The organism is Actinopolyspora mortivallis DSM 44261, from assembly GCF_000384035.1.
Classification (GTDB): Bacteria; Actinomycetota; Actinomycetes; order Mycobacteriales; family Pseudonocardiaceae; genus Actinopolyspora; species Actinopolyspora mortivallis.
On record NZ_KB913024.1, the window covers coordinates 1,885,348 to 1,907,735 of the forward strand.

Here is a 22,388-nt window from a genome sequence, read left to right on the forward strand (position 1 = left end):
GTTAGCGCTAACACAAGATCGGATCGGGAATGCTAGCAGCGTTCCGGGCCGTTTTCCACGGCTCGCGCGAGCACGGCTTCGGCCCTCGGACGCTTCAGCTCCCGGTTCCCCGCCGGAGTCCCCGACCACCTCGACGGGGGACCACCGCTCTGGCCGCCAGTCCGACACCGAACAGGCCGAGTCCACCGAGCACACTGGTCACCGGCAGGGTGGTGGCCAGCAGGAGACATCCGGCGGCACCGAGAACGGTCAGCGGTCGCAGCCAACGGCGCTGTTCGCCGGGGAGGGTGAAGGCGGACACGTTGGCCAGGGTGTAGTAGACGAGCACGGCGAAGCTGGAGAAACCGATGGCCCCGCGCAGGTCGACGAACAGCACCACCACGGTCAGCACCATCCCCAGCAGGAGCTCGGCCCGGCGGGGAACCCGGTAGCGGGGGTGCACGGCCGCCAGCCAGTGCGGCAGCTCATGGTCGCGGGCCATGGCAAGACCGGTGCGACCGACACCGGCCATCAGCGACAGCAGCACACCGGCCGAGGCCACCGCACCGCCCACGCGTACCAGCACGGCCAGTTCACCCAGGTCACCGGTGCGGGCGACCGCGGCCAGCGGGGCCCGCGCCTCGGCCAAGCCCTGGGGACCGAGCACGAGCAACGCGCTCGTGGCCACCACCGCGTAGACGACCACCACCAACAGCAGTGCCAGGGGGATCGCCCGGGGGATGGTGCGGGCCGGATCGCGGACCTCTTCTCCCAGCGTGGCGATGCGCGCGTAACCGGCGAAGGCGAAAAACAGCAGCGCGGCCGCCTGGGTGATACCGGTGATCCCGTGGGTGGTCCAGTCGCCCAGCCGAGTCGGGTCGACCTGGCCTCCTCCGAGCCCGGCGGCCACCACCCCGGCGAGGGTCAGCAACGTGAGCACCACCAGCACACGGGTGAGCCGGGCTGTCTTGGTCACTCCGAAGTAGTTCACCGCCGTCAGTACCGCCACCGCCGCCACGGCGACGGGAACCGGGTGCTCCGGCCACGCGTAGGAGCCCAGGGTCAGTGCCATGGCCGCGCAACTGGCGGTCTTGCCGACCACGAACCCCCACCCGGCCACGAATCCCCACACTGGTCCGAGACGGCGTCCGGCATAGACGTAGGTGCCGCCGGACTCGGGGTACCGGGCGGCCAGCCGGGCCGAGGCGGTGGCGTTGCAGTAGGCCACCACCGCGGCCAGACCGAGCGCGACCAGCAGCCCGGATCCGGCGGCCGCCGCGGCCGGAGCGAACGCGGCGAAGACCCCCGCACCCAGCATCGAGCCCAATCCCAGAACCACGGCGTCGTACGTCCCCAGACGACGGGCCAGCGCGGAGGGCTCGGACGACATGGCGGATCTCTCCCCGGGACACGAAATCGTTTCCGTGATGGTATCCGAGCCCTCTGGAAACGGAAGTTCGGCCCAGCCGAATCAGCCAGCGAATTCCGAACGATGGTCGCGGAAATTCCTGATTTCCGGAACATGAACATCGCGCCTTTGTCTTCCCAGCCGGGGAGGGATCGCGAACAGCCGCTAGTCACGCACGAGGTCACGGGCCCGGGCCACGGCCTCGGTGTGCGAGGCACGCAACCTGTCCAGGGTGTCGCGATGTCCGGACAGGGTGTTGGATTCCACCCGTCGTTGCACCGCTTCCACCGTGTCCGGCAGTTCGGCACGCCGTTGGCACCGGGCGTCCTGACGGGACAAGGACAGTTCCAGGTCGGCCACTTCCTTACTCGCCCCCTGCTCGGAGAGTTCCTCCCGGACGACACGTAACGGACCCTGTATCGTGTCGAAGTCGTGCCCGGCGGAGGACATGCAGTCCGACCAGCGTTGTTGGGCCGCCTTGAACTCCTCGGAGTCCGTCACCGCCCGTATCACCCTGTTCGACAGGGACTGGATCGTGTGGAAATCACGGTACCAGGACTTTCCGTACAGCCTCGTACGGGCACGATGGACGCACCCGTCACTGGAATACGTGAACGTCCGCCCGGTCGGAGTGGTGAAAGAGACTCTGTGCTCCTCGGTTCCGGTCAGTGCCTCCTTCCACCGCTCTCCACGAGAGTTCGGTCGTTCGTCCCTCTTCTCCTCCCGTTCCGCCCTTTCGACGTGGCGCATCGTCATGCCGTACCCGTTCTTCCGCGCCTCTTCCGGAGACAGCAGACCGTACGGGTTGTCCGGACCTTCGCCGCCGGTGGCGGCGGGGGAGACTTCGTAGGTGAATCCTCTGTCTGCCATGCATTCGGCGATGAGTCGTTCCTTCGCCTCGTGCAGCAGCACGGCACGCCGTTCCGAGAAGTGCGTGACGCCTCCGAAGGGATAGCCCACCTCGTTCGGAGGCCGATGGCCGGGAGTGGAGGCACACCCGGCCATCGACAGTGCTACCACCAGGACGGCCACGAAGCCGACCGGGCCGCGAAGACGCATCGAGTCAGACACACCAGTCGTTGGAGGCGATACCGTCGGCGTATGCCCCGCGAGGATTGATGTTGATCCCGTCTCCCCGGGCGAGGGTGAACTTACTGCCGGTCATGTTCCTGCCGCTGTAGAGTGCGACGTTGCACCTCGTCCCGTTGTTGTAGGTGGATCCGGCATTGGCGAACTTGGAGTACTGCAGCAGGTTGTTGTTGTCCCCGTAGACGGTTCCCGGGTCTCCGTCGAAGTTCTTGTTGTACCAGGCACAGAGAGCTCCGGACGGGCACGGGTCGGCCGTGGCTGGGGCGGCGAACCCGACCAGACCGACTCCCATCATGGCGAAAGCACTGGCCACGGCAACGGACTTCTTGCGCAAAGACAATGTATTATCTCCTTGTTCGGGACACGATCGTCCGATCATTCCGTGCTCACGGAAACGTCGGGAAAAGTCACCGAAAGAAAACAAGCTCCACGAATCCCGTCAACGGGAAGCGCTCTTCGATCGACTACCTTTCCGACCATTACCGAACACAGTGTTGATTCTACTAAACACGGTGTCGACGACAAGAGGGTATAGAACAAAACGGGACAATCTCATACGATGAGCGGCATGCAATACTCCGGGTGGCAGTCACCGAGATATCGGAATCGCACGGGGATCAGCCAGGGCGACATCCAGGAACGCGCCCTGCTGGAGGCGACACGGCGTTTGCTCCAGCAGAAGCTGCCGTCACAGCTGACGGTGGGGAGCATAGCGAGCGAGGCGGGGTTGGCCCGGTCCACCGTGTACTTCTATTTCGACAGCAAGGAGTCGATCCTTTCGGCCACCATCGAGAGCGTGGTGGGTCCCATGATGGACGAGCACGAACAGCTGCTGACCGACAACGGTTTCACGGCAGCCTTCCCCGCCATACTGCGTCTGCTTTTCGCGACGTGGAAAGCTCACAGCGGGATACTGTCCGGTGTCATGGAGTTCGTGGCCTCCAATCCGGACTACCGGCGCGTGTGGAGAGGATACATGGAACGCAGTGTCGCCCTCCAGGTCGCGGCCCTGGAACGGGACCGGCAGCGAGGACTCCCGGTAGGCGGTGGTGACCTGGAAGCGGAGCTGCTGGCCTTCTGCTGGATGGCCGAACGGTGCTGCTACATGCTGTTCAGCCGTGACCACGAGGGGGAGGAGGAGACACATCTCTTCGAGCTTCTGTTCGGGATGGCCAGCAGGATCACGGGAACACGACTGTCCGACTCGTCCTCGAACGTGCGGCCGGGGGAGAACGGATGATCATGTGACATCCCTGGGACCGCCGGACAGACACTCGTCGAAGACGGGACAGCTCGGGTGCCGGGGTTTCCCGCTGGCCCTCATTGTCCTCAACCCGCTCACGAACGGTGTCCGGTCCGGAAACGCGGGGAGAGGCATCACCCCCTAACCGACCTACTCGGGTCGTGAAAGGTATCGAAGTATGTCCTCCGCGACGGAGACCTCCGAAGGCGATGTGGCGGCGAGCCTTCCTGCCAAGAGACGCACGGCGCGCGCAGTAACGACGTGCGGACTCGTCCTCCTGATCGGCTCTCCGCTGTGGCTGCTTTTGACCGGACACACGAGTTTCCGTGTCTCGGCGAACGAGGGAGCTCCACCGGTTTCCCTGGGAGCGGCGATACTTCCCCCCGCGGTGGGCTTGGTACTCACGCGGCTGGTCCCGCTTCGGCTGGCGGAAATCGATCCACTGGCGCACGTTCGACGTGCTCGGACACTGCGGGAGATGTGGACGGTCGTGGCGATGGCCGTGGTGTTTCCGGTAATGATCGCCGTGCTCCCCGCCGGGTTCTCCCGTGACGTGGGCTACGCGCTATCGAAAGTAGCGCTGTTTCTCGTGGTGCCGCTGATGGCGTTCCGGATCCTGCGCGGAACCGGTCCGAGTTCTCCCGCGATTCCGCTGCGTGTGATGCGCCCGCGTTGGCTGGCTCCGATCCCGGCTGTTGTGGCGTGGTTCTGTCTGTCGCGGATCAGCCCACTGGCTCCGCCACCCGTTCCGGCCGAGGCACTACCGGATCCGGTGACTCTGGCTGTGGCATCGTTGGTGACTCTGCTTACCGCCGGTGTTCTCGAAGAGGTCTTCTACCGTGGTTTCCTGCAGACCCGAATCGAGAGCCTGCTGGGACGCTGGCCCGCGATCATGGTGTCGTCATCGCTGTTCGCGATGATGCATCTGCCCACCCATCTGGGATCCGGACCGGTGCTCACCGAAGTGGCCATGATACTGGCCTTCCAGGGCTCGTTCGGGGTGTTCTGTGGGTATCTGTGGTCTCGCTACCGCAATATCTGGATCACCATCGGGGTGCACATCATCGTCAACCTCGCTTATATCGATCTTCTTCTCGGTTGGCTCGGCCGTTGAGATTTCCGACACGGGGGTGTGTCGTAGCGACCTGACCTGAGAACCACGCCTACTTCGCGGCTCGCGGGAGTTTCGGGAGAACCGGGCCCACGAGCACTGGAGGGTGGCCGGGGCGGGATGGTCAACGGCTGCTAGGGTGGTCACTATGCCTACGGGAAGTCTTTTCCTCTGACACGCTCCTCCCGGGGAGCGCGGACGACCGGAGTGCTGTCTCCTCCGGTCCGGTGGAGCCGGGCTGCGGCCCGCCACCGGTTGTGCATGGCCAAGTCGGCTTGGGTCCGTCTCCCCATTCGGTGACTGCGTTTCGTTCCTACACCGAGAGTTGAGCGACTGATGACTGACCGTATGTCTCGTTCCGCCCCACTGTCCGACTGGTTCTGCGAGCACACCAGCATTCTGCGTGGTTTCGACGTGGACGCGCCGCTGGACGACCTCGAACCGTTGCGCGACATCGTCGGCGACGCGCAGGTGGTGGCTCTGGGCGAAGGAGCCCACTTCGTCAGTGAGTTCACCCATGCTCGACAGCGGATGCTGCGCTTCCTGGCCGAACGCTGTGGATTCACTGTCGTGGCCTTCGAGTTCGGATTCAGCGAAGCCGCGGCCCTGGACCACTGGCTGCGGGGCCACGGTGACGAGGCCGACCTGGCCACGGTGGGTGGAACCACGAACGCCGGGGTGAACCCGGAACTGGTGCACTGGCTGCGCCGACACAACCGCACCAGCGCACATCCGCTGCGTTTCGTCGGTGTGGACACGCCCACGGCCGGCGGCCAGCTGCGCCCGGCGTTGGAACCACTGGCCGACTACCTGCGCGAGGTGGATCCCGAGGTCGTTGACCTGGTCGAGCGGGCGCTGGCCATCGCCGACCGATTCACCGGAACCTCGGTGGCTGTGGCTGCCCCGAAATGGGCACAGCTGGATGGTGCCGAGCAGGACGCACTGACCGCCTCGTTGACGCGGCTGCTGCTGCGGTTCCGTTCACTGGAACCGCTGTACGTTTCACGCAGTGACCAGGCTGGCTACGACCGCGCGTTGCGTCACCTCGAGGCGGCCCTGCACGCCGACTACATGTTCACCACCATGCGCGACCTTTTCGCTGGAGGGGGGATGGAAGGGGACGCCTCGGTCCGGGACCACTACATGGCCGAATCGTTGCGTTGGCACCTCGACCGCGCCGAGCCCGGAACACGCATCGTGCTGGCCGCCCACAACAACCACATCCAGAAAACCCCGGTGTACTTCGGCGGGGAACTCGCAGCTCTGCCCATGGGATACTATCTCCACCTCCTGCTCGGCGACAGCTACCGGGCGCTGGCCCAGACCCACACCGCCGAGCACGTCGCCGAAATGCATCCGAGCGAGGACACCGAGACCGGCTTCACCGTCACCGAGGAGCGCCTCGACGCTCCCGCTCCCGGAAGTGTCGAGGCCGCCGTCATCGACGCCGGCTACGACGCCGAGATCAGCCTCACCAACCTCCGCAACGCACCCGTGGAAGGACTGGACGGTATCCGCACCCAGAGTTCCAGCCTGTCCACTCCCGTACCGCGGGCATTCGACGCGGTCCTGACCAGTCCCACAACAACCACCTACCACACGACCAGCCTGCACAGCGAGCATTAAGAGCAACCGGTTCGGGTCCGAGCGGTGTGCCATCGCTCGGGCCCGAACCGCCTCTCCACCGAAGTCACCGTCTGCGTGCGCGCTTCATGAGAGAACACGATCATCCTGGAGCATCCGTGTCAGCCGGCGGTTCGACGGAGGTCCTTCCTTCCCGCTCGTGCAGCAGACGGCGGATCACGTCGGTGAGCGCCTGCTCGTCGGTGTCCTCGTGCAGAGCCCGGCTCAACGTGCTCGTCCAGTGGGTGAGCAGTCGAGCGTGTTCGTCCCGGTGCCGCTCGGCGGCGGACAGCTGATGACGCAACCCTCCGATCGTTTCGTGCAGCTCGGCCACCTGGGTGGTGTGGTGGTGCTGGAGTTCCTCCCGCGTTCGTCGCTGTTCCTCCGCGTGACTGTGTCGGAGCTCGTCGAGTTCCCGCTGGTGTCGCTGTTCGAGCTGACGGGTCTGATCAGTGTGTTCGGCCCGCAGACGTTCGAGTTCCTCGGAGTGCTCGCGACGAGCCTGTTCCAGGGCGGCGGTGTGTTCGCCGACGAGTTGGTGCACGCGAGCGGTGGCCGTGTCGAGTTGCTCCCGTGTGTCGGCCAGCGTCTGCTGGGTGCTGCGTAGTTCCGCCCGCGCCTCGGCCAGGTTCTGTTCCGCCGCATCGCGGAGTTGGGTGACAGCGGCCAAACGCTGTTCGAGGTCCTGGGCGTGGGCGGCGTAGCGGTCACGTTGGCCCTCGGCACGGGACTGGGCGTGTTCGGCGGCGTGTTGGGCCTGTTCAGCCCGCTCGCGGGCCTGGTCTGCTTCCTTTCTGGCCTGTTCGGCCGCGTCCCGCTCGGACTCGGCTTCGCCACGGGCCTGCTCGGCGGCTTCGCTCTGTCCCCGCGCTTCGGCCGCCTCGGACTCCGCCGCGGCCTGAGCCGCCCGAGCCGAGGCGACGTCCTCGTCGAGTTTGCCCGCCACGCTCTCCAGGGAGCGGGTCAACTCGGCCAACGGGGACCGCAACCGGTGCACTCCCTGCAGGGTGGTGGTGACCAGTTCCCCGAGCACGGTGGTGTCCACCGTGGCGGCGGGAGAGCACTGGTCCCCGTGGGCCGCCGCCAGCAGTCGTTCCGCCCTGCCCAGTTCGGCGCAGGTCACCGCCCTGCCGTCCACGTTCCAGGTGCGGTCGCGTTCGTGGCAGAACTCCCGTTTACGCCCGGTCCTGGCTTCGGGAAGTACCGCTCGACACCGGCTGTAGGCACAACGGCGCTCCTCAGCCGATGACCGGGAACTTTTTTCGTCACGACTTCCGTCATGTCTCTCCGTGCGCGCGGTGTTCTCCCCCGTGGAACCGGGGGAGAGGTGGCGCTGTTGGTCGCCCTCCTCGACGCCCTCCACCTGGTCTCCTGTGAACCGTCCCTCCTCAACAGACACACCCAGAGACTATCACTTCAGTTCACTAAACAAAATAAGGGTAGTTTTGTTTCAATAAGTATATATGTAGACTTCTTTTGAGTAGTAGATAAGGACGGTTATCTACTACTCAAAGGATCGAAGGGTGGAGCGAGCTCCCGAGGGGGTGTGGCCGCGCCGGAGGGTCCGAACCACGGCGAGAACTCGGCAACGCGGAGGCCGCGGAGGAAGGGAGAGTCCGATCCCCGCCGGGACGAGGCCGAAACATGATCGTGATCCCGAGGGGTGGTGACGAGCAGGGGGGTGCGATGTCTTCGCGACAGTGCTCGACCAACGGGGCCCGGGGCCGATCAGCCCGAGAACGGATCTCGTGGGCGGCGGGGGAATGCCTGACGCCGAACGCGGCGAGCTTCGCTACTACGTGAACCGGTTCGGCGCTACGCGCGGTGTCCCCACCGGAACCGCCTCAACCGCGACACCGCACAAGCGCTCATCCCCACCATGGAACTCTCGCCGCTCCCGTGTGGACGTGGACGTGTTCCGGTGTCGTCCGCCCTCCCGGATCCACGGGGGCGGTGTCAGTTCACGGGTGAGCGGCGTTCGAGAAGGACGGTGTCATGCCAGGTGCCGTGCCGTTCGGCGATGCGTTCGCGGACGCCGACGGTACGGTAGCCGGCGGCATGGTGCAGGGCTATGCTGGCGCGGTTGTCGGTGAAGACGGAGGTTTGCAGGGTCCAGAGGCCTGCGCTGTCGGCTTCGGTGACCTGTTTGTGCAGCAGTGCTTTTCCGATCCCACGTCCCCGGTGGTCGACGCTGACGTAGACGGAGGTCTCGGCGACCCCGGCATAGCACTCGCGTGCTGAGACGGAGCTGGCGGCGGTCCATCCGACGACCTGCCCGTCGATGTCGGCCACCCAGCGGTGCTCGGGCAACCATGCCGCATCGAGGGTGGCTGTGCTGGGCACAGTGGTGTCGAAGGTGGCCAGGCCGGTATCGACGCCTTCGGCGTAGAGCCGACGTACGGAGGGCCAGTCCTCGGTATCCAGGGCACGGACGGTGACGTCGGAAGGCAGGTTCTCCGGGCAGCAGGAGCGTGGCCCGAGTAGGCCCATGACGGCGTCGGCGGCATGAGGCAGGCCGGTACAGCAGGCTTCGTTGACGGCCACGATCGTGGCCGTGCCGCGCTTGTACACACGGACGAATCCGGTGTCGGCGAGTTTGCGTACGTGGAACGAGCAGGTGGACTGGCTGGTGCCCAGAGTTCGGGCCAGCGCGCCCACGGTGATGCCGGTCGGACTGGTGGCCACCGCGTGCAGCAGCCGAACGCGCACGGGTTCTGCCAGGCAGGCGAACCACTCCGCGTAGGTGGCCGCATCCGTGGCGGGCAGCGCCTGGATCTCTCGGAACTCGGTGGCCATACCGCAATTGTATCGACACGGCTCGATGGTTGCTTGTATCGAACACAGTCGATATATTGAGCTTTAATCGACCTAAATCGATAAAAGGAGTACGAGGATGCGGGACTTCCCTGTTGCGGTGGTCGGCGCGGGTCCTGTGGGGCTGGCAGCGGCCGCCGAACTAACCGAACGCGGACTCCGCCCCCTGGTACTGGAACGCGCCGAACACGCCGGGGCCGCCGTGACCGAGTGGCGTCACGTACGGCTGTTCTCGCGGTGGGAGGAGGTGCTCGCCCCGGCAGCCCGACGCCTGCTGGAGGCCCAGGACTGGCCTCCACCGGAAGCGGACAGCTATCCGACGGGAGGGGAGTGGGTCGAGCGGTACCTGCGGCCACTGGCCGCGGCCCTGGGAGACCGGGTCCGGTTCGGTGTCACGGTCACCGGCGTGGCCCGCCGGGGGCGGAACCGGGTGGTCGATGCCGGCCGTGACGCCGAACCACTGACCGTGCACGTGCGCACCGCTTCGGGAGGAGAGGAACGTGTGACGGCCAGTGCGGTGATCGACACTTCGGGCACCTGGGGAAATCCCAACCCGCTCGGTGCCGACGGACTGCCCGCACTCGGAGAGAGGGCCGCCGCCCGACGGATCACCTACCGCATACCCGACCTGACCGATCCGGCCGTACGGCAGCGGTACGCGGGCGGGCACGTGGTGGTGGCCGGCAGTGGTCACTCGGCGTTGACCGCGCTGGCCTCCTTCGACGAGCTGGCCGCTCACCAGACGGGCACACGGATCACCTGGTTGTTGCGGCGTGCCCAGATCGGTGATGCCTTCGGAGGAGGTCAGCATGACCAGCTTCCCGCTCGCGGCGCGCTGGGGCAACGTGTCCGGGCAGCTGTCGAGGCCGGACGCCTCACGGTGACCACCGGATTCCGCACCGAAGCCGTCGAACGTGACGCGCACCAGCGCCTGGTACTGGTCTCCGAGACGGGCGAACGGATCGAGGCGGTCGACGAGGCCGTCGTGCTCACCGGATTCCGTCCGGAGTTGTCCTGGCTCTCGGAGCTGCGGCTGAACCTGGACACGACCCTGCAAGCACCGGTGGCCCTGGCCCCGTTGATCGATCCGAACGTGCACTCCTGCGGCACCGTCTACCCCCACGGGGCCGCCGAACTGTCTCATCCGGAGCCGAAGGTGTTCCTGGCGGGCATGAAAAGCTACGGGCGCGCCCCGACGTTTCTGGCCATGACCGGCTACGAGCAGGTGCGTTCGATCGCCGCCGCGCTGGCTGGGGACCACACCGCCGCCGAACGGGTCGAGCTGGTGCTGCCGGAAACCGGGGTCTGCGGCGGCAGCGGTGTGTTGGAGTCTTCCGTCGAGCGAGCGGAAGGAAGTTGCTGCGACGTCTCGGCCGTGCCGTGACCACCGGGGAGTGCGGAGGTGTCTCAAGGCGAGAGACTCTTGTCTTTTATATCGATAGATGTCAAATTAGAAGTATGTCGAATCAGCTGGAGCCGGGGGGCGAGCGCTGGTGCTGCTCCCCGGTGACGGGGGAGCCGTTGTCGGGCGAACAGGCCGGAGAGCTGTCGGCGATGTTCAAGGCGCTCGGAGACCCGGTGCGACTGCGGCTGCTGAGCCTGGTCGCCGCTCACGCCGGTGGGGAGGCGTGCGTGTGTGACCTCGCCGGCGCGTTCGACCTGTCGGGACCGACGATCTCGCATCATCTCAGGGTGCTGCGCGAGGCCGGACTGATCGACAGCGAACGCCGGGGCACCTGGATTTTCTACTCGGTGCGACCGCAGGTGCTGCGGCAGTTGTCCGCGGTGCTGGGCCCGGCCCCGGCCTCGCCCGCGACGGCCTGATCACTCAAGGCGGGCGAATGTGCGCGGAGACCCGTCCTTCCCCACGGAGCGAGCCGTCCCGTCGGCACGGACCGGGGCCGCAGAAGAAGGTGGGGCGTGGTCGCGCCGTTCCCGCACGCACACGACAGACGGATCCGCCTCGCCCGCTCGCGGTGCGGCCGGGGCCATGTACACGAGAGAGGTGACGGGGTGGCCACCACGGAGGAAACGGCACCGACCACGTCGGTAACCCGACGCATGTCGGTGATGGACCGGTTCCTGCCGGTCTGGATCGGCGCGGCCATGCTGTTGGGACTGCTGGCCGGTCGGTTCGTGCCGGGGTTGAACACGGCGCTGAACTCGCTGCACGTGATCTCCGGAGTCTCGCTGCCGATCTTCGTCGGTCTGCTGGTGATGATGTATCCGGTCCTGGCCAAGGTGCGCTACGACCGGCTGGACACCGTCACCGGCGACCGTCGACTGCTGGCCAGCTCGCTGGTCATCAACTGGTTGGTGGGTCCGGCGGTGATGTTCGCGCTGGCCTGGACCTTCCTGCCGGATCTGCCCGAATACCGCACGGGGTTGATCATCGTCGGACTGGCACGCTGCATCGCCATGGTCATCATCTGGAACGACCTGGCCTGCGGTGACCGGGAGGCCGCCGCCGTGCTCGTGGCACTGAACTCGGTGTTCCAGGTGATCGCGTTCGCCGGGTTGGGATGGTTCTACCTGTCCGTGCTGCCCGGCTGGCTCGGGCTGCCCACGGCCGCGTTGGACGTCTCCGCGTGGTCCATCGCCAAGAACGTGCTGATCTTCCTCGGCATCCCCCTGGTGGCCGGCTATCTCTCGCGGCGTCTCGGGGAGCGCGCCAAGGGCCGCGTCTGGTACGAGTCCACCTTCCTGGACCGTGTCGGCCCCCTGGCCCCGTACGGGCTGTTGTTCACCATCGTGGTGCTGTTCGCCCTGCAGGGCGAGGCGATCACCAGCCAGCCTCTCGACGTGGCCCGCATCGCGCTGCCCCTGCTGGTCTACTTCGTGGTCATGTGGGCGGGCACCTTCGCCCTCGGCAAGGGGCTGCGCCTGTCCTACGAACGCTCGACCACACTGGCCTTCACCGCCGCGGGCAACAACTTCGAACTGGCCATCGCCGTGGCCATCGCCACCTTCGGCGTCACCAGCGGACAGGCCTTGGCCGGAGTCGTGGGCCCCCTGATCGAAGTGCCCGTGCTGGTCGCGTTGGTCTACGTCAGCCTGGCCGCCCGTCGCTGGTTCCACCACGAGTCGACCACCGCACCCGTCGCCGCCGGCACCTCCCAGCGGTAACAGTCCCTTCGAACGTGCTCCAAGGAGCGATCCGTGTCCACCACACCCGAAGTACTGTTCGTCTGCGTGCACAACGCCGGACGTTCCCAGATGGCCGCCGCCCTGCTGGCCCACCACGCGGGGGGACGGGTGGCCGTACGCTCGGCCGGATCCACGCCGGCCGACGAGATCAACCCGGCCGTGGTCGAGGTCATGAACGAGCTCGGCATCGACGTCTCCCGGCGGTTCCCCAGGAAACTGTCCACCGAGGACGTGGACGCCTCCGACGTGGTCGTCACCATGGGCTGCGGGGACGCCTGCCCCGTGTTCCCGGGCAAACGCTACCTCGACTGGGACCTTGAGGATCCCGCCGGCAAAACCGTCGAACAGATCCGTCCCATTCGCGACGACATCGATACCCGGGTGCGGCAGCTGCTGACCGAGCTCCTGGAAGGAAAGGACACCACCACATGACGGGCGACGTTCGGGATGTGGTCATTGTTGGTTCGGGTCCGGCCGGCTACACCGCCGCGGTGTACGCGGCCCGGGCCGAGTTGCGGCCGCTGGTCTTCGAGGGAGTCCAGTACGGCGGGGAACTGATGAACACCACCGAGGTGGAGAACTACCCCGGCTTCTCCGACGGGATCATGGGGCCTGAGCTCATGGAACAGTTCCGATCCCAGGCACAGCGTTTCGGGGCCGAGCTACGCACCACCGAGGCCAGCCGGATCGACCTGAGCGGGCCGGTCAAGACCGTCGTCGCCGACGGGGTCGAGCACCGGGCGCGGGCGGTCATCCTGGCCATGGGCGCGGCCCCCCGCTACGTCGGGGTGCCCGGCGAGCAGCAGCTGCTCGGCCGGGGAGTGTCCTCGTGTGCCACCTGCGACGGGTTCTTCTTCCGGGACCAGGACATCGCCGTGGTCGGCGGCGGGGACTCGGCCATGGAGGAGGCCACCTTCCTCACCCGGTTCGCCCGGTCGGTGACGATCATCCACCGGCGTGAGGAGTTCCGGGCCTCCCGCATCATGCTCGACCGCGCCCGGGCCGACGAGCGGATCCACTGGCGCACCAACACCGTGGTCACCGCGGTCAACGGCCAGGGCACCGTCTCGGGGCTGACGGTGCGCGACACCGTCACCGGCGCCGAGTCCGAGCTGGCCGTGACGGGCATGTTCGTGGCCATCGGCCACGACCCGCGCAGCACCCTGGTACGCGAGCAGCTCGAGGTCGACGAGGAAGGCTACGTGCGGGTGCACCAGCCCACCACCGCCACCTCCCTGCCCGGCGTGTTCGCCGCCGGAGACCTGGTGGACAAAACCTACCGACAGGCGGTCACCGCCGCCGGCTCCGGCTGCGCGGCAGCCATCGACGCCGAACGATGGCTGGCCACCCAACACACCACCCCCGAAGCCGTCCCAACCGGCTGACCTCGGTGAGGAAAGGAGCGCCGGCACCGTGGACTGCGACGTCGTGGTGATCGGAGGCGGCCAGGCCGGGCTGGCCGCCGGGTACTTCCTGCGCCGAGCCGGCTGGGACTTCGTCATCCTCGACGCGCAGTCCGAGCCGGGCGGGGCATGGCGGCACATGTGGCCCTCACTGCGGCTGTTCTCCCCGGCCGAGCACAGCCCGCTGCCCGGATGGCCTATGCCCCGCCAACCCGGCCTCGACTACCCGACACGCGCCCACGTCGTGGACTACCTCACCCGCTACGAACGGCGCTACGCACTGCCGGTGCACCGGCCGGTGCACGTCGAGGGTGTGCGCCGGGACGACACGCGATCCCTCGTCGTATCCACCGACCGGGGGACGTGGCGGGCCCGGGTGGTCATCAGCGCCACCGGCACCTGGCGAGCCCCCCACATTCCGTCCTACCCCGGTCAGGACGAATTCACCGGCCGCCAGCTGCACACGGTCTCCTACCGCGGTCCCGACCAGTTCCGCGGAGACCGCGTTGTCGTCGTCGGCGGCGGCAACTCCGCCGCGCAGATCCTGGCCGAGGTCTCGGCCGTGGCCGAGACGCTGTGGGTCACCCGGCGCCCGCCCCGGTTCATGCCCGACGACGTCGACGGGCGTGTGCTGTTCGACGTGGCCACCCGGCGCGAGGCCGCCCGCCGTCGCGGAACCGAGGACACCGGCGGCGTGGCCGCGCTCGGTGACATCGTCATGACCCCCAGCGTGCTCGAAGCCCGTACTCGCGGCGCGCTGCACGCCCACCCGATGTTCACCCGCCTCACCCGCGACACCGTGGTCTGGTCCGACGGCACCGAACATCCGGCGGAGACCGTTCTCTGGTGCACCGGCTTCCGACCCGCCCTTCGCCATCTACGCCCGCTGGGGCTGCGCCGTCGTGACGGGACCATTCCCACCGAGGGCACCCGTTCGGTGCAGGAACCCCGCCTGTACCTGCTCGGTTACGGCGACTGGACCGGACACGCCTCGGCCACCCTCATCGGCGCCGGCCGCACCGCCAAGACCACCGTCACCGACATCACCCGGCAGCTGTCCGCCCGACACACCGCCGGAATCTGAACACCGCGTCCGGGGTGCCCGTTGTCCGCCGCGGTCCGGGGAAGCCGGGAACGGATTCGGCACCGGCGATACGGTTTCGGTCGATGACGCTCACACTGCCCGAGTTGCCCGACCTGCCGGTGCGGCCGGTACTCGACGAGATCGGCACGACCCTGGAACAGCACGGTTCCACCGTGCTGGTGGCCCCTCCCGGAACAGGCAAAACCACCCTGGTTCCCCTGGAGCTGGCCGCTCGGGGACTCCGCGTGGTCGTGGCCGAACCACGCAGACTCGCCACCAGGGCGGCCGCCACCCGTATGGCCGAACTGCTCGACGAACCGGTCGGGGCACGGGTGGGCTACGCCGTGCGGGGGCAACGCAAGTCCTCGGCCGAGACCCGGGTCGAGGTGGTCACCTCGGGACTGCTGGTGCGACGTCTGCAGTCCGATCCCGAGCTCGCCGGGGTCGACGCGGTCGTGCTCGACGAGTGTCACGAACGGCACCTGGACGCCGACCTGCTGTTGGCGTTGCTGATGGACGCCCGGGACGGGCTGCGCCCGGATCTGCGGATCCTGGCCACCTCGGCCACGGTGGACAGCGACCGCCTGGCCACCATGCTGGGGGAGCGGCAGCCGGCACCGGTGCTCAACGTCCACGGCCGTTCCCACCCGGTCGAAACACGTCACGTCGCCGCGCTGCGCAAGGAACGCGTCGAGGCCACCGTGGCCCGGGCCGTGCGTACCGCCCTGGACGAGCAGCCCGGCGACGTGCTCGCCTTCCTGCCCGGGTCGGGCGAGATCGCCCGCACCCGGGAACTGCTCTCGTCCGTGTCCGATGTGGACGTGTTACCGCTGCACGGGCGGCTGTCGACCTCCGAACAGGACGCGGCGTTGCGCCCCCGAAAGCGCCGACGGGTGGTGCTGGCCACGGCGGTGGCCGAGTCCAGCCTCACCGTCCCCGGAGTGCGGGCGGTGGTGGACTCGGGGTTGTCCCGCGTTTCGCGCGTGGACCACCGCAGGGGTCTGGCCGGGCTGGTCACTGTCCGGGTTCCCCTGGCGGTCGCCGAACAACGCGCCGGACGCGCCGGTCGGGAAGCCCCCGGTGTCGCCTACCGCTGCTGGCCCGAACACGAACACAACAACCTGGTGCGCTACCCCGAGCCCGAGATCCGTACGACGGACCTCACCCGGCTCGCCCTGGAACTGGCCTGCTGGGGAACACCGGACGGGCGCGCCCTGCGCTGGTGGGACAGCCCGCCCCAGGGGCCGTTGACGGCCGGGCGTGAGGTGCTCACCACCCTGGGAGCCTTGGACGCCGCGGGCGAGGTGACCGAACGGGGACGACGCATGGCCGAGCTGGGACTGCACCCACGGCTGGCCCGAGCGCTGCTGGACGGAAGTGCCCGGGTCGGACGTCGTAACGCGGCCGAAGTCATCGCGCTGCTCGACGACGACACCCTCACCCGCGAAACCGACCTCGCCGCCGCGCTGCGGACACTCCGCGCGGCCGGGGAAGGGGCCCGACGCTGGCGTCGCGAGGTCCGCCGTCTGGAAAAACTGGTCCCCGCCCCGCAGGACCCGCCCGACTCCGGAGACGAAGCCCTGGTGGTGGCGCTGGCCCATCCCGAGCGGCTGGCCCGGCGTCGCGCGCCCCGTTCCCGGGTGTATCTCCTGGCCGGGGGAACGGCCGTGGAGCTGCCTCGTTCCGAGGTACGCGAGGACCCCTCGGGGATGCCCACCTCCGAAGGTCTGGCCGGATCCGAGTGGCTGGCCGTGGCGATCGCCGAACGCGAGCCCCACCGCACGCACGGGTTCGTGCGGCTGGCGGCCCGGGCGGACCAGCGGCTCGCCGAACAGGCCGCCCCGGAACTGATCACGGAGACCGACGAGATCACCTGGGACGACGGCGATGTCCGCGCACGCACCGTCCGAACGCTGGGGGCGATCGTGCTGTCCGACAGGCCCCTCCGTACCCCACCGGCTGCCGCGACGCGAGCGGCGCTGGTGCAGGGGCTGCGCACCGAGGGGCTCGAACGGCTGTTGCACTGGGACGAACACGCCCGTCAGCTCAGGGACCGGGTGGCCTTCCTTCGCCGGGTGTTCGGATCCCCCTGGCCGGACACTTCCGAAGCCGCTCTGCTCGAGACGATGGACACCTGGCTGGAGCCCGAGTTGTCCACGGCTTCCTGCCGGGCCGATCTGAACACGATCGACGCGGGGCAGGCACTGCACCGACTTCTTCCGTGGCCCGAGGCCGGAAGAATGGACGAGTTGGCTCCGCCGCGTATCATGGTTCCCTCCGGCAGGTGGGTGCCGGTCGACTACGGTGAACAGCAACCCGCCCTGCCGGTGCGGTTGCAGGAGGTCTTCGGGTGGAGCAGTGTGCCCACCGTCGCCGAGGGAAGAGTGTCGGTGTTGATGCGCCTGCTCGATCCGGCGGGGCGTCCGGCCGCGGTGACCGGTGACCTGACCTCGTTCTGGAACAACGGCTACCACCAGGTCCGCGCCGAACTCCGGGGCCAGTACCTCAAGCACGACTGGCCCCAGGATCCGTGGAAGGCCGTTCCGAGTCCTCCCGGGAAGGGGCGAGGAGCCTCCGGTTCGTGATCGTCACCGTGACGGAATGAGCACGAAGGGGAAAGCCCGGTCACTGGCAGCGGCATGGCGTGCTCGTCCGGGTGGTGAGGGGCTGTGGAGCCGCCCGTGGCTGCCCGGAAGTCGTGCTCGCTCCAGCGGAGCGCACGGGCGAGGACTCTCGCGGGGAGACTCTCCTGGCAGGAGCGGCGAAGAAATCGTTTTCTCGTGATCATCTCGTCTCGGAGGGGGCACGGGAGTCCTCGTCCGTCGCGCCCGCATCCGCCGAGACGTCGCCACCGTGTGGGTCGAGTCGGCGTAACGTCGCCGGGAGAACGAGACCGGGAAGCAGGTGACGCCACAACCTCGCGAGCATCTCCCTCAGCTCGGGACGTTGCCCCGTGGCATGCCAGAACAGTCGCGTACCCAGGTAGGCGGCGGCGAGAGTGTCCGCCGACGCCGCGGGGTCGGTGCCGGGCAGTGTCTCCCCGGCCTTCGCGGACCGGCGTAGCATGTCCTGGAAGGTCGCGCTCCACTCCCGGTAGGGCACGGGGCAGTCCTTCCCGGACAAGGACTCGGCGGCCATCCGGGTCTCCGCCCGCAGCAGGGGGTCACGTTCCCCGGCCCGAGCCGCCCGATGTGTGAAGTCGATCAGGTCCTGCGTGTAGGGCTCTCCGCTGTCGGTGGCCGCCACAGCGGCGCGTTCCTCCAACACCGCCCGCACCAGCGCGTTCTTGGAGGGGAAGTGAAAGTACAGGGCACCCTTGGTGACACCGGCACGCTGCAGGATCTCGGAGAGGCTGGCCTTCTCGCAACCGCGGGCGGCGATGACTTCCGCTCCGGCACGGAGCAGGGAGTGCCGAGTGCGTTCCGCACGTTTCTGCCTGACCATGTGATGGCTCCGTTCCACCTCGGTCGTCGAGGAACCGCTCGACGAGTACTGCTCCTGTGGTCCCCGCGTGAGGGCCAACAGAACACTCATACTAAACCAACTGGACGGTTTCATAAAATCCGCATTCGGTTCGTTACCACGCTCGGACGAGTCCTGAACACCGACGAGAGTCAATGAAAAGCGTGTTCACGTCCGTTTTCCTCTTTCACCCGAGCTAACCAACAGGTTTCTTTCCTGACAAAAAGCTTGTCTGGTTTCTCATTCCGGGGCCTCGCACCCCGGGCGGAGTCACCGGAGGTGACACATCCGATCCGCATTCGGGCGTTGCCTGGGGACAACGGCCGTGACGTCGACGACAATCCCGAAACGTGCGTGCTGCTTATATCGAACGGTTCGGACCCCCCGAAGAAATCCGTTACGGACAACGCCCCGAGCCCTCCGTGGCCGAGAACGAGGTCCTCGTCGACGTGGAAGTGACCACGGCCAATCATGTCGACACCTTCGTTCGTGCCGGTGCACTGGACGTCGCCGTGGAGTTCCCCTTCGTCGTGGGACGAGACCTGGTCGGCACGGTCGCCGGGACGGGATCCAACGTGGAGGGTTTCCGGAGAGGGCAACGGGTGTGGTGCAACAGCCTCGGCCACGGCGGACGACAGGGGGCGGCGGCGGAACGAGTGGCCGTCGCCTCCGAGAGACTCTATCCCCTGCCTGAGGGGGTGGATCCCGGCACGGCGGTGACGATGCTGCACCCCGCGGCCACCGCCTACCTGGGCCTGTTCACCCACGGGAGACTGGAGCCCGACGAGACCGTGGTCGTCAACGGCGCGGCCGGCAACGTCGGCGGCGCGGCGGTACGGATGGCCGCCCACGCGGGGGCACGGGTGGTCGCCGTCGCCCATGGGGACGATGCCGAGCACTGCCGCTCCCTCGGCGCCGAGGAGGTGGTGGACTACCGGGCCCACGACCCCGCCGGGGAAGTACGTCGCCACTGCCCACACGGCGTGAACCTGTGGCTGGACACGGCCGGCAGCAACGAACTCGACACCGTCGTGGAACTGCTGACATGGCGGGGGAGGGTGGTCCTGCTGGCGGGGTTGCACACCCGACCCACCCTGCCTGCCGGTCCGCTGTACGTGAAGGACCGTTCGGTGCTCGGTTTCGCCATCACCAACGCCACCGTCCGGGAACTGGCCACGGCGGCGGAAGCCATCAACGAACTGCTGAGCCGAGGGGCACTCTTCCCCGCACGACGACGTGACCTGCCGCTTCGTGACACCGCCGAGGGACATCGACTGCTCGAGTCGGGCGAACTGCACGGCACGCGGCTGGTCATTCACCCGTGAGGACAGTGACCGGGGCCGCTGCTCGCAACCCCTTCGGTGACGAGTCGGGGACGGAGACGACCGTGCCGTCCCCGTCCCGTCCGGAAGGAACCGGTCAGACCCGCACCGGATGGGGTGCCGTGTCAAGCACCCCGGTGAGCAGCTGGCCGAGCAGGCGCACACCGCCCTGGGTGAGCACGGACTCGGCGTGGAACTGTATTCCGGCGAAACACCTGCCGCGCAGCCCGTGGACCTCGCCGTCGACGGGGTCCCGACTGAGCTCGACCGTGCCCGTGTGAGGATGCTCGAACTCCTCAGCCAGGTCGGGAACCCGCGCGGCGAAGGTGTTGTAGAAACCCACCCTCTCGGGGGAGCCGAAGAAGTCGATCTCCTTCTGCACCCCCTGGTTCGGAAAGTCCCGCGCGGCCAGTTCCAGTCCGAGCAGGTCACTGAGAACCTGGTGACTCAGGCAGACCGCCAGAAACGGAACGCCCTCCTCCAGCAGCCGATCGAGTTCCCCCCGCAGCAGGGCGATCTTGGGGTCCGCCCCGTCCCGGGGATCACCGGGACCCGGTCCCATCACGACGAGATCGTGGCCGGTCCACGAATACGGCTCGTCGAAACGACGCACCGTGACCCGCAGCCCCAGGGAACGCAGCTGGTGTCCGAGCATCGCGGTGAACGTGTCCTCGGCGTCGACGATCAACACGCTCTTGCCGTGCAGCGTCGGGTGCGCACAGCTTTCCGGTTCCGCCCTGCGCAGCCAGAACCCGGCTATGTTGTCGTTGCGGTCGCGCAGCGCACGCAGCACCTGCGGATGCTCCCCCAATGATCCCGAGGGACGTGCCCGCAGCGCGGTGAGCAGACCGGTGGCCTTGGCACTGGTCTCGGCGATCTCGGAGTCGGGATCGGAATCCCGCACCAGGGTCGCGCCCACACCGATCGTCATGCGCCCGTCGGCGTCGATGTCGGCGGTGCGGATCAGGATCGAGGAGTCCAACGTCCGGCCGCCCTGGCCGTCCCTCCCGATCAGGGCGAGCACTCCACTGTAGTAGCCGCGTCCGTGCGGCTCGTACCTGCTGATCACGCGGCTGGCGCTCTCCAACGGGCTGCCGGTGACCGTCGGGGCCAGCAGGGTGGTCCGCAGGATCTCCCGGACGTCGCGTTCGGTGCGGCCCTTGATGAAGTACTCGGTGTGGGCCAGCCGGGCCATCTCCTTGAGGAAGGGGCCGGTCACCCAGGTGCCGTGATCACACACCTGCGACATCATCTTCAGTTCCTCGTCGACGACCATGTACAGCTCGTACATCTCCTTGCCGTCGTCGAGGAAGTCCATCACCCCCGACAGGGTCGGACCCGAACTGGGGTAACGGTAGGTGCCGCTGATCGGGTTCATCACCGCGGTACCGTGGTGCAGGCTGACGTGGCGTTCCGGACTCGCCCCCACGAGAGTGCGCTGTCCCGTGTACACCAGAAACGTCCAGTACGCCCCGCTTTCGTGTTCCAGCAGCCGCCGGAAGAACGCCAGCGCGGTTTCCGGTGTGTACTCGGCGATGTCGGCCACGAAGGACCGTTTGAGGACGAAGTTGGCTCCCGCCCCACTTCCGATGTCGTCGGCCAGCACCTCACGCACCAGTTCGGCGTAGGTGGCGTCGTCGATGTCGAAGTGACCGTTTTCCATGTCGATGGGCCGGTCCGGGACACGTCCGAGGAGCTCGGACCTGTCCAGCACGGTCTGGCGCTCCACCCGCATGGTCACCAACGGCGTCCCGTCGTCCGGGGCGGGGAAACCCCGTTCGCTCAGCTGCCGGTACGGCAGCAGAGCCAGCACGTCGGCTCCTGCCGGGCCCTCGGAGGACTCCGGGACCGGAATGTCGGCGATCGTGTCCACCACCGAGGTGGTTCCGAGCAGGAGCTCCACCCGGCCGGAGCCGGTGGACTCCGGCCGGTGCAGCAGGGCGAACGGTGGGGGAGCGCAGGACAGGATCTCGTCGAGCAGCTCCGCCCCCTCGGAAGGCGTGGTCTCCACAGGGCTCATACGAGTGCCTCCACCTTCGTCCGGCCACCGAGCTCGGCCACGGGGCCGTGAACGGTGGGAAGACCCCGGGTGGTGGTCACCACCGCACACCGTCGTGCCGCGTAGTCCAGGGCCAGCCTGTGGTCCCTGGCGGAGAAGTCGGCGACCGCGTCGGCGACCATGAACGTCTCGATGTCGTTGGTGAACGCCTCGACCGCGGTCATCAGGACTCCCACATGGGCGTAGACACCACAGACGACGAGCTGGTCCCTGCCGTGCTCCCGCATCCGGTCCAGCAGACCGGACCCGAAGAAGGCGCTGTAACGCCACTTGGTGAACATCCAGTCGTGCTCGCCGGGAGCCAGTTCCTCGACCACGGCCCTGTCGGTGGGGTCGATCCGCATTCCGGGACCCCAGAAGTCCTTGAGCAGTCCCCGTTGTTCGGAGGTCATGTCCCCGGGCTGGGCGGTGTAGGCCACCGGAACCCCCAGTGCCGCGCACCACCGGCGCAGCAGCGCTATGTTGCCGACCAGTTCGGTGTACTGTTCCGGAGCGAACGGTCGCAGGAAGTAGCGCTGCATGTCGTGGGCCAACAGCACGGCGCGCTCGGGGTCCGGTTTCCACTGTGCCGTGTTGGGGGGCAGGTCGCGCTCGCCGGGCATGGGGTAACGGGTGATGTGCGGAATACCTGACATGGTTCCCTC

At 67.7% G+C, this 22,388-nt stretch carries 19 protein-coding genes; 11 read left to right on the forward strand and 8 right to left on the reverse strand.

Features of this window, described 5'->3' with window-relative positions; all coding sequences use genetic code 11:
* Positions 1–94: 94 nt before the first annotated feature.
* The 3 genes from ACTMO_RS0109110 to ACTMO_RS0109120 all read right to left on the reverse strand — a co-directional run bounded on the left by ACTMO_RS0109110 (position 95) and on the right by ACTMO_RS0109120 (position 2,816).
* A complete protein-coding gene (locus ACTMO_RS0109110) occupies positions 95–1,369 on the reverse strand; it encodes an APC family permease (RefSeq protein WP_019854376.1) in 1,275 nt (424 codons plus the stop codon).
* A gap of 183 nt (positions 1,370–1,552) precedes the next feature.
* Positions 1,553–2,458: a hypothetical protein gene (locus ACTMO_RS0109115; RefSeq protein ID WP_157062851.1), complete on the reverse strand. Its 906-nt coding sequence runs from the start codon at positions 2,456–2,458 to the stop codon at positions 1,553–1,555.
* Positions 2,451–2,816, reverse strand: coding sequence for a peptidase inhibitor family I36 protein (locus ACTMO_RS0109120; RefSeq protein ID WP_026449027.1), 366 nt, complete (start codon positions 2,814–2,816; stop codon positions 2,451–2,453). The genes ACTMO_RS0109115 and ACTMO_RS0109120 overlap by 8 nt, the downstream gene beginning before the upstream one ends.
* Before the next feature lie 219 nt (positions 2,817–3,035).
* On the opposite strand from ACTMO_RS0109120, the gene ACTMO_RS21980 reads away from it, so the two are divergent.
* The 3 genes from ACTMO_RS21980 (at position 3,036) to ACTMO_RS20825 (ending at position 6,456) form a co-directional block, all read left to right on the forward strand.
* Positions 3,036–3,716 (forward strand): TetR/AcrR family transcriptional regulator, encoded by a 681-nt coding sequence (locus ACTMO_RS21980; RefSeq protein ID WP_019854379.1) that lies wholly within the window; start codon positions 3,036–3,038, stop codon positions 3,714–3,716.
* A 499-nt stretch (positions 3,717–4,215) separates the two neighbouring features.
* Positions 4,216–4,833: a CPBP family intramembrane glutamic endopeptidase gene (locus ACTMO_RS0109130; protein ID WP_245556291.1), complete on the forward strand. Its 618-nt coding sequence runs from the start codon at positions 4,216–4,218 to the stop codon at positions 4,831–4,833.
* 333 nt (positions 4,834–5,166) lie between these two features.
* Positions 5,167–6,456 carry an erythromycin esterase family protein gene (locus tag ACTMO_RS20825; protein WP_211212936.1) on the forward strand — a complete coding sequence of 430 codons (1,290 nt, stop codon included), beginning with the start codon at positions 5,167–5,169 and terminating at the stop codon, positions 6,454–6,456.
* Positions 6,457–6,556: 100 nt separating this feature from the next.
* Here the strand turns inward: ACTMO_RS20825 and ACTMO_RS0109140 are convergent, their stop codons facing one another.
* Together ACTMO_RS0109140 and ACTMO_RS0109145 are read right to left on the reverse strand one after the other, a co-directional pair.
* Positions 6,557–7,852 carry a coiled-coil domain-containing protein gene (locus ACTMO_RS0109140; RefSeq protein WP_157062852.1) on the reverse strand — a complete coding sequence of 432 codons (1,296 nt, stop codon included), beginning with the start codon at positions 7,850–7,852 and terminating at the stop codon, positions 6,557–6,559.
* Positions 7,853–8,409: 557 nt separating this feature from the next.
* The gene (locus ACTMO_RS0109145) at positions 8,410–9,249 is read right to left on the reverse strand and encodes a helix-turn-helix domain-containing GNAT family N-acetyltransferase (RefSeq protein ID WP_019854383.1); all 840 of its coding nucleotides are present in this window, start codon (positions 9,247–9,249) and stop codon (positions 8,410–8,412) included.
* 97 nt (positions 9,250–9,346) lie between these two features.
* Here ACTMO_RS0109145 and ACTMO_RS0109150 point away from each other — a divergent pair, with 97 nt between their 5' ends.
* From ACTMO_RS0109150 to hrpB, 7 genes are all read left to right on the forward strand, one after another.
* Positions 9,347–10,651, forward strand: a complete 1,305-nt coding sequence (locus ACTMO_RS0109150) for an FAD-dependent oxidoreductase (RefSeq protein ID WP_026449029.1) — start codon at positions 9,347–9,349, stop codon at positions 10,649–10,651.
* 74 nt (positions 10,652–10,725) lie between these two features.
* On the forward strand, positions 10,726–11,091 hold the full coding sequence (locus tag ACTMO_RS0109155; RefSeq protein WP_026449030.1) for an ArsR/SmtB family transcription factor: 366 nt from the start codon (positions 10,726–10,728) through the stop codon (positions 11,089–11,091).
* Positions 11,092–11,328: 237 nt separating this feature from the next.
* The gene (arsB, locus tag ACTMO_RS0109160; RefSeq protein WP_019854386.1) at positions 11,329–12,393 is read left to right on the forward strand and encodes an ACR3 family arsenite efflux transporter; all 1,065 of its coding nucleotides are present in this window, start codon (positions 11,329–11,331) and stop codon (positions 12,391–12,393) included.
* 33 nt (positions 12,394–12,426) lie between these two features.
* Positions 12,427–12,846: an arsenate reductase ArsC gene (locus ACTMO_RS0109165; RefSeq protein ID WP_019854387.1), complete on the forward strand. Its 420-nt coding sequence runs from the start codon at positions 12,427–12,429 to the stop codon at positions 12,844–12,846.
* Positions 12,843–13,799 carry a thioredoxin-disulfide reductase gene (trxB, locus tag ACTMO_RS20830; RefSeq protein WP_019854388.1) on the forward strand — a complete coding sequence of 319 codons (957 nt, stop codon included), beginning with the start codon at positions 12,843–12,845 and terminating at the stop codon, positions 13,797–13,799. The genes ACTMO_RS0109165 and trxB overlap by 4 nt, the downstream gene beginning before the upstream one ends.
* Before the next feature lie 28 nt (positions 13,800–13,827).
* On the forward strand, positions 13,828–14,901 hold the full coding sequence (locus ACTMO_RS0109175; protein WP_019854389.1) for an ArsO family NAD(P)H-dependent flavin-containing monooxygenase: 1,074 nt from the start codon (positions 13,828–13,830) through the stop codon (positions 14,899–14,901).
* An 83-nt stretch (positions 14,902–14,984) separates the two neighbouring features.
* Positions 14,985–17,486 carry an ATP-dependent helicase HrpB gene (gene hrpB, locus ACTMO_RS0109180; protein ID WP_019854390.1) on the forward strand — a complete coding sequence of 834 codons (2,502 nt, stop codon included), beginning with the start codon at positions 14,985–14,987 and terminating at the stop codon, positions 17,484–17,486.
* Between the two features lie 199 nt (positions 17,487–17,685).
* Here hrpB and ACTMO_RS0109185 read toward each other — a convergent pair whose 3' ends face one another.
* On the reverse strand, positions 17,686–18,345 hold the full coding sequence (locus ACTMO_RS0109185; protein ID WP_033401842.1) for a ScbR family autoregulator-binding transcription factor: 660 nt from the start codon (positions 18,343–18,345) through the stop codon (positions 17,686–17,688).
* A gap of 368 nt (positions 18,346–18,713) precedes the next feature.
* Between ACTMO_RS0109185 and ACTMO_RS0109190 the strand changes: the two genes are divergently transcribed.
* Positions 18,714–19,688 carry an NADPH:quinone reductase gene (locus ACTMO_RS0109190; RefSeq protein ID WP_026449032.1) on the forward strand — a complete coding sequence of 325 codons (975 nt, stop codon included), beginning with the start codon at positions 18,714–18,716 and terminating at the stop codon, positions 19,686–19,688.
* A gap of 94 nt (positions 19,689–19,782) precedes the next feature.
* Here the strand turns inward: ACTMO_RS0109190 and ACTMO_RS0109195 are convergent, their stop codons facing one another.
* Positions 19,783–21,705, reverse strand: a complete 1,923-nt coding sequence (locus ACTMO_RS0109195; protein WP_051099057.1) for an anthranilate synthase family protein — start codon at positions 21,703–21,705, stop codon at positions 19,783–19,785.
* Entirely contained in the window at positions 21,702–22,379 is a 678-nt protein-coding gene (locus tag ACTMO_RS0109200; RefSeq protein ID WP_019854394.1) for an isochorismatase family protein, read from the reverse strand. Before ACTMO_RS0109200 ends, ACTMO_RS0109195 begins: the two co-directional genes overlap by 4 nt.
* Between the last annotated feature and the right edge of the window lie 9 nt (positions 22,380–22,388).

Coding starts and splice junctions, on each gene's coding strand:
- ACTMO_RS0109145 (WP_019854383.1), bottom strand. CDS start 9,249: ATGGCCACCGAGTTCCGAGAGATCCAGGCGCTGCCCGCCACGGATGCG.
- ACTMO_RS0109130 (WP_245556291.1), top strand. CDS start 4,216: ATGGCCGTGGTGTTTCCGGTAATGATCGCCGTGCTCCCCGCCGGGTTC.
- arsB (WP_019854386.1), top strand. CDS start 11,329: ATGTCGGTGATGGACCGGTTCCTGCCGGTCTGGATCGGCGCGGCCATG.
- ACTMO_RS0109200 (WP_019854394.1), bottom strand. CDS start 22,379: ATGTCAGGTATTCCGCACATCACCCGTTACCCCATGCCCGGCGAGCGC.
- ACTMO_RS0109155 (WP_026449030.1), top strand. CDS start 10,726: ATGTCGAATCAGCTGGAGCCGGGGGGCGAGCGCTGGTGCTGCTCCCCG.
- trxB (WP_019854388.1), top strand. CDS start 12,843: ATGACGGGCGACGTTCGGGATGTGGTCATTGTTGGTTCGGGTCCGGCC.
- ACTMO_RS21980 (WP_019854379.1), top strand. CDS start 3,036: ATGAGCGGCATGCAATACTCCGGGTGGCAGTCACCGAGATATCGGAAT.
- ACTMO_RS0109150 (WP_026449029.1), top strand. CDS start 9,347: ATGCGGGACTTCCCTGTTGCGGTGGTCGGCGCGGGTCCTGTGGGGCTG.
- ACTMO_RS20825 (WP_211212936.1), top strand. CDS start 5,167: ATGACTGACCGTATGTCTCGTTCCGCCCCACTGTCCGACTGGTTCTGC.
- hrpB (WP_019854390.1), top strand. CDS start 14,985: ATGACGCTCACACTGCCCGAGTTGCCCGACCTGCCGGTGCGGCCGGTA.
- ACTMO_RS0109195 (WP_051099057.1), bottom strand. CDS start 21,705: ATGAGCCCTGTGGAGACCACGCCTTCCGAGGGGGCGGAGCTGCTCGAC.
- ACTMO_RS0109185 (WP_033401842.1), bottom strand. CDS start 18,345: ATGGTCAGGCAGAAACGTGCGGAACGCACTCGGCACTCCCTGCTCCGT.
- ACTMO_RS0109110 (WP_019854376.1), bottom strand. CDS start 1,369: ATGTCGTCCGAGCCCTCCGCGCTGGCCCGTCGTCTGGGGACGTACGAC.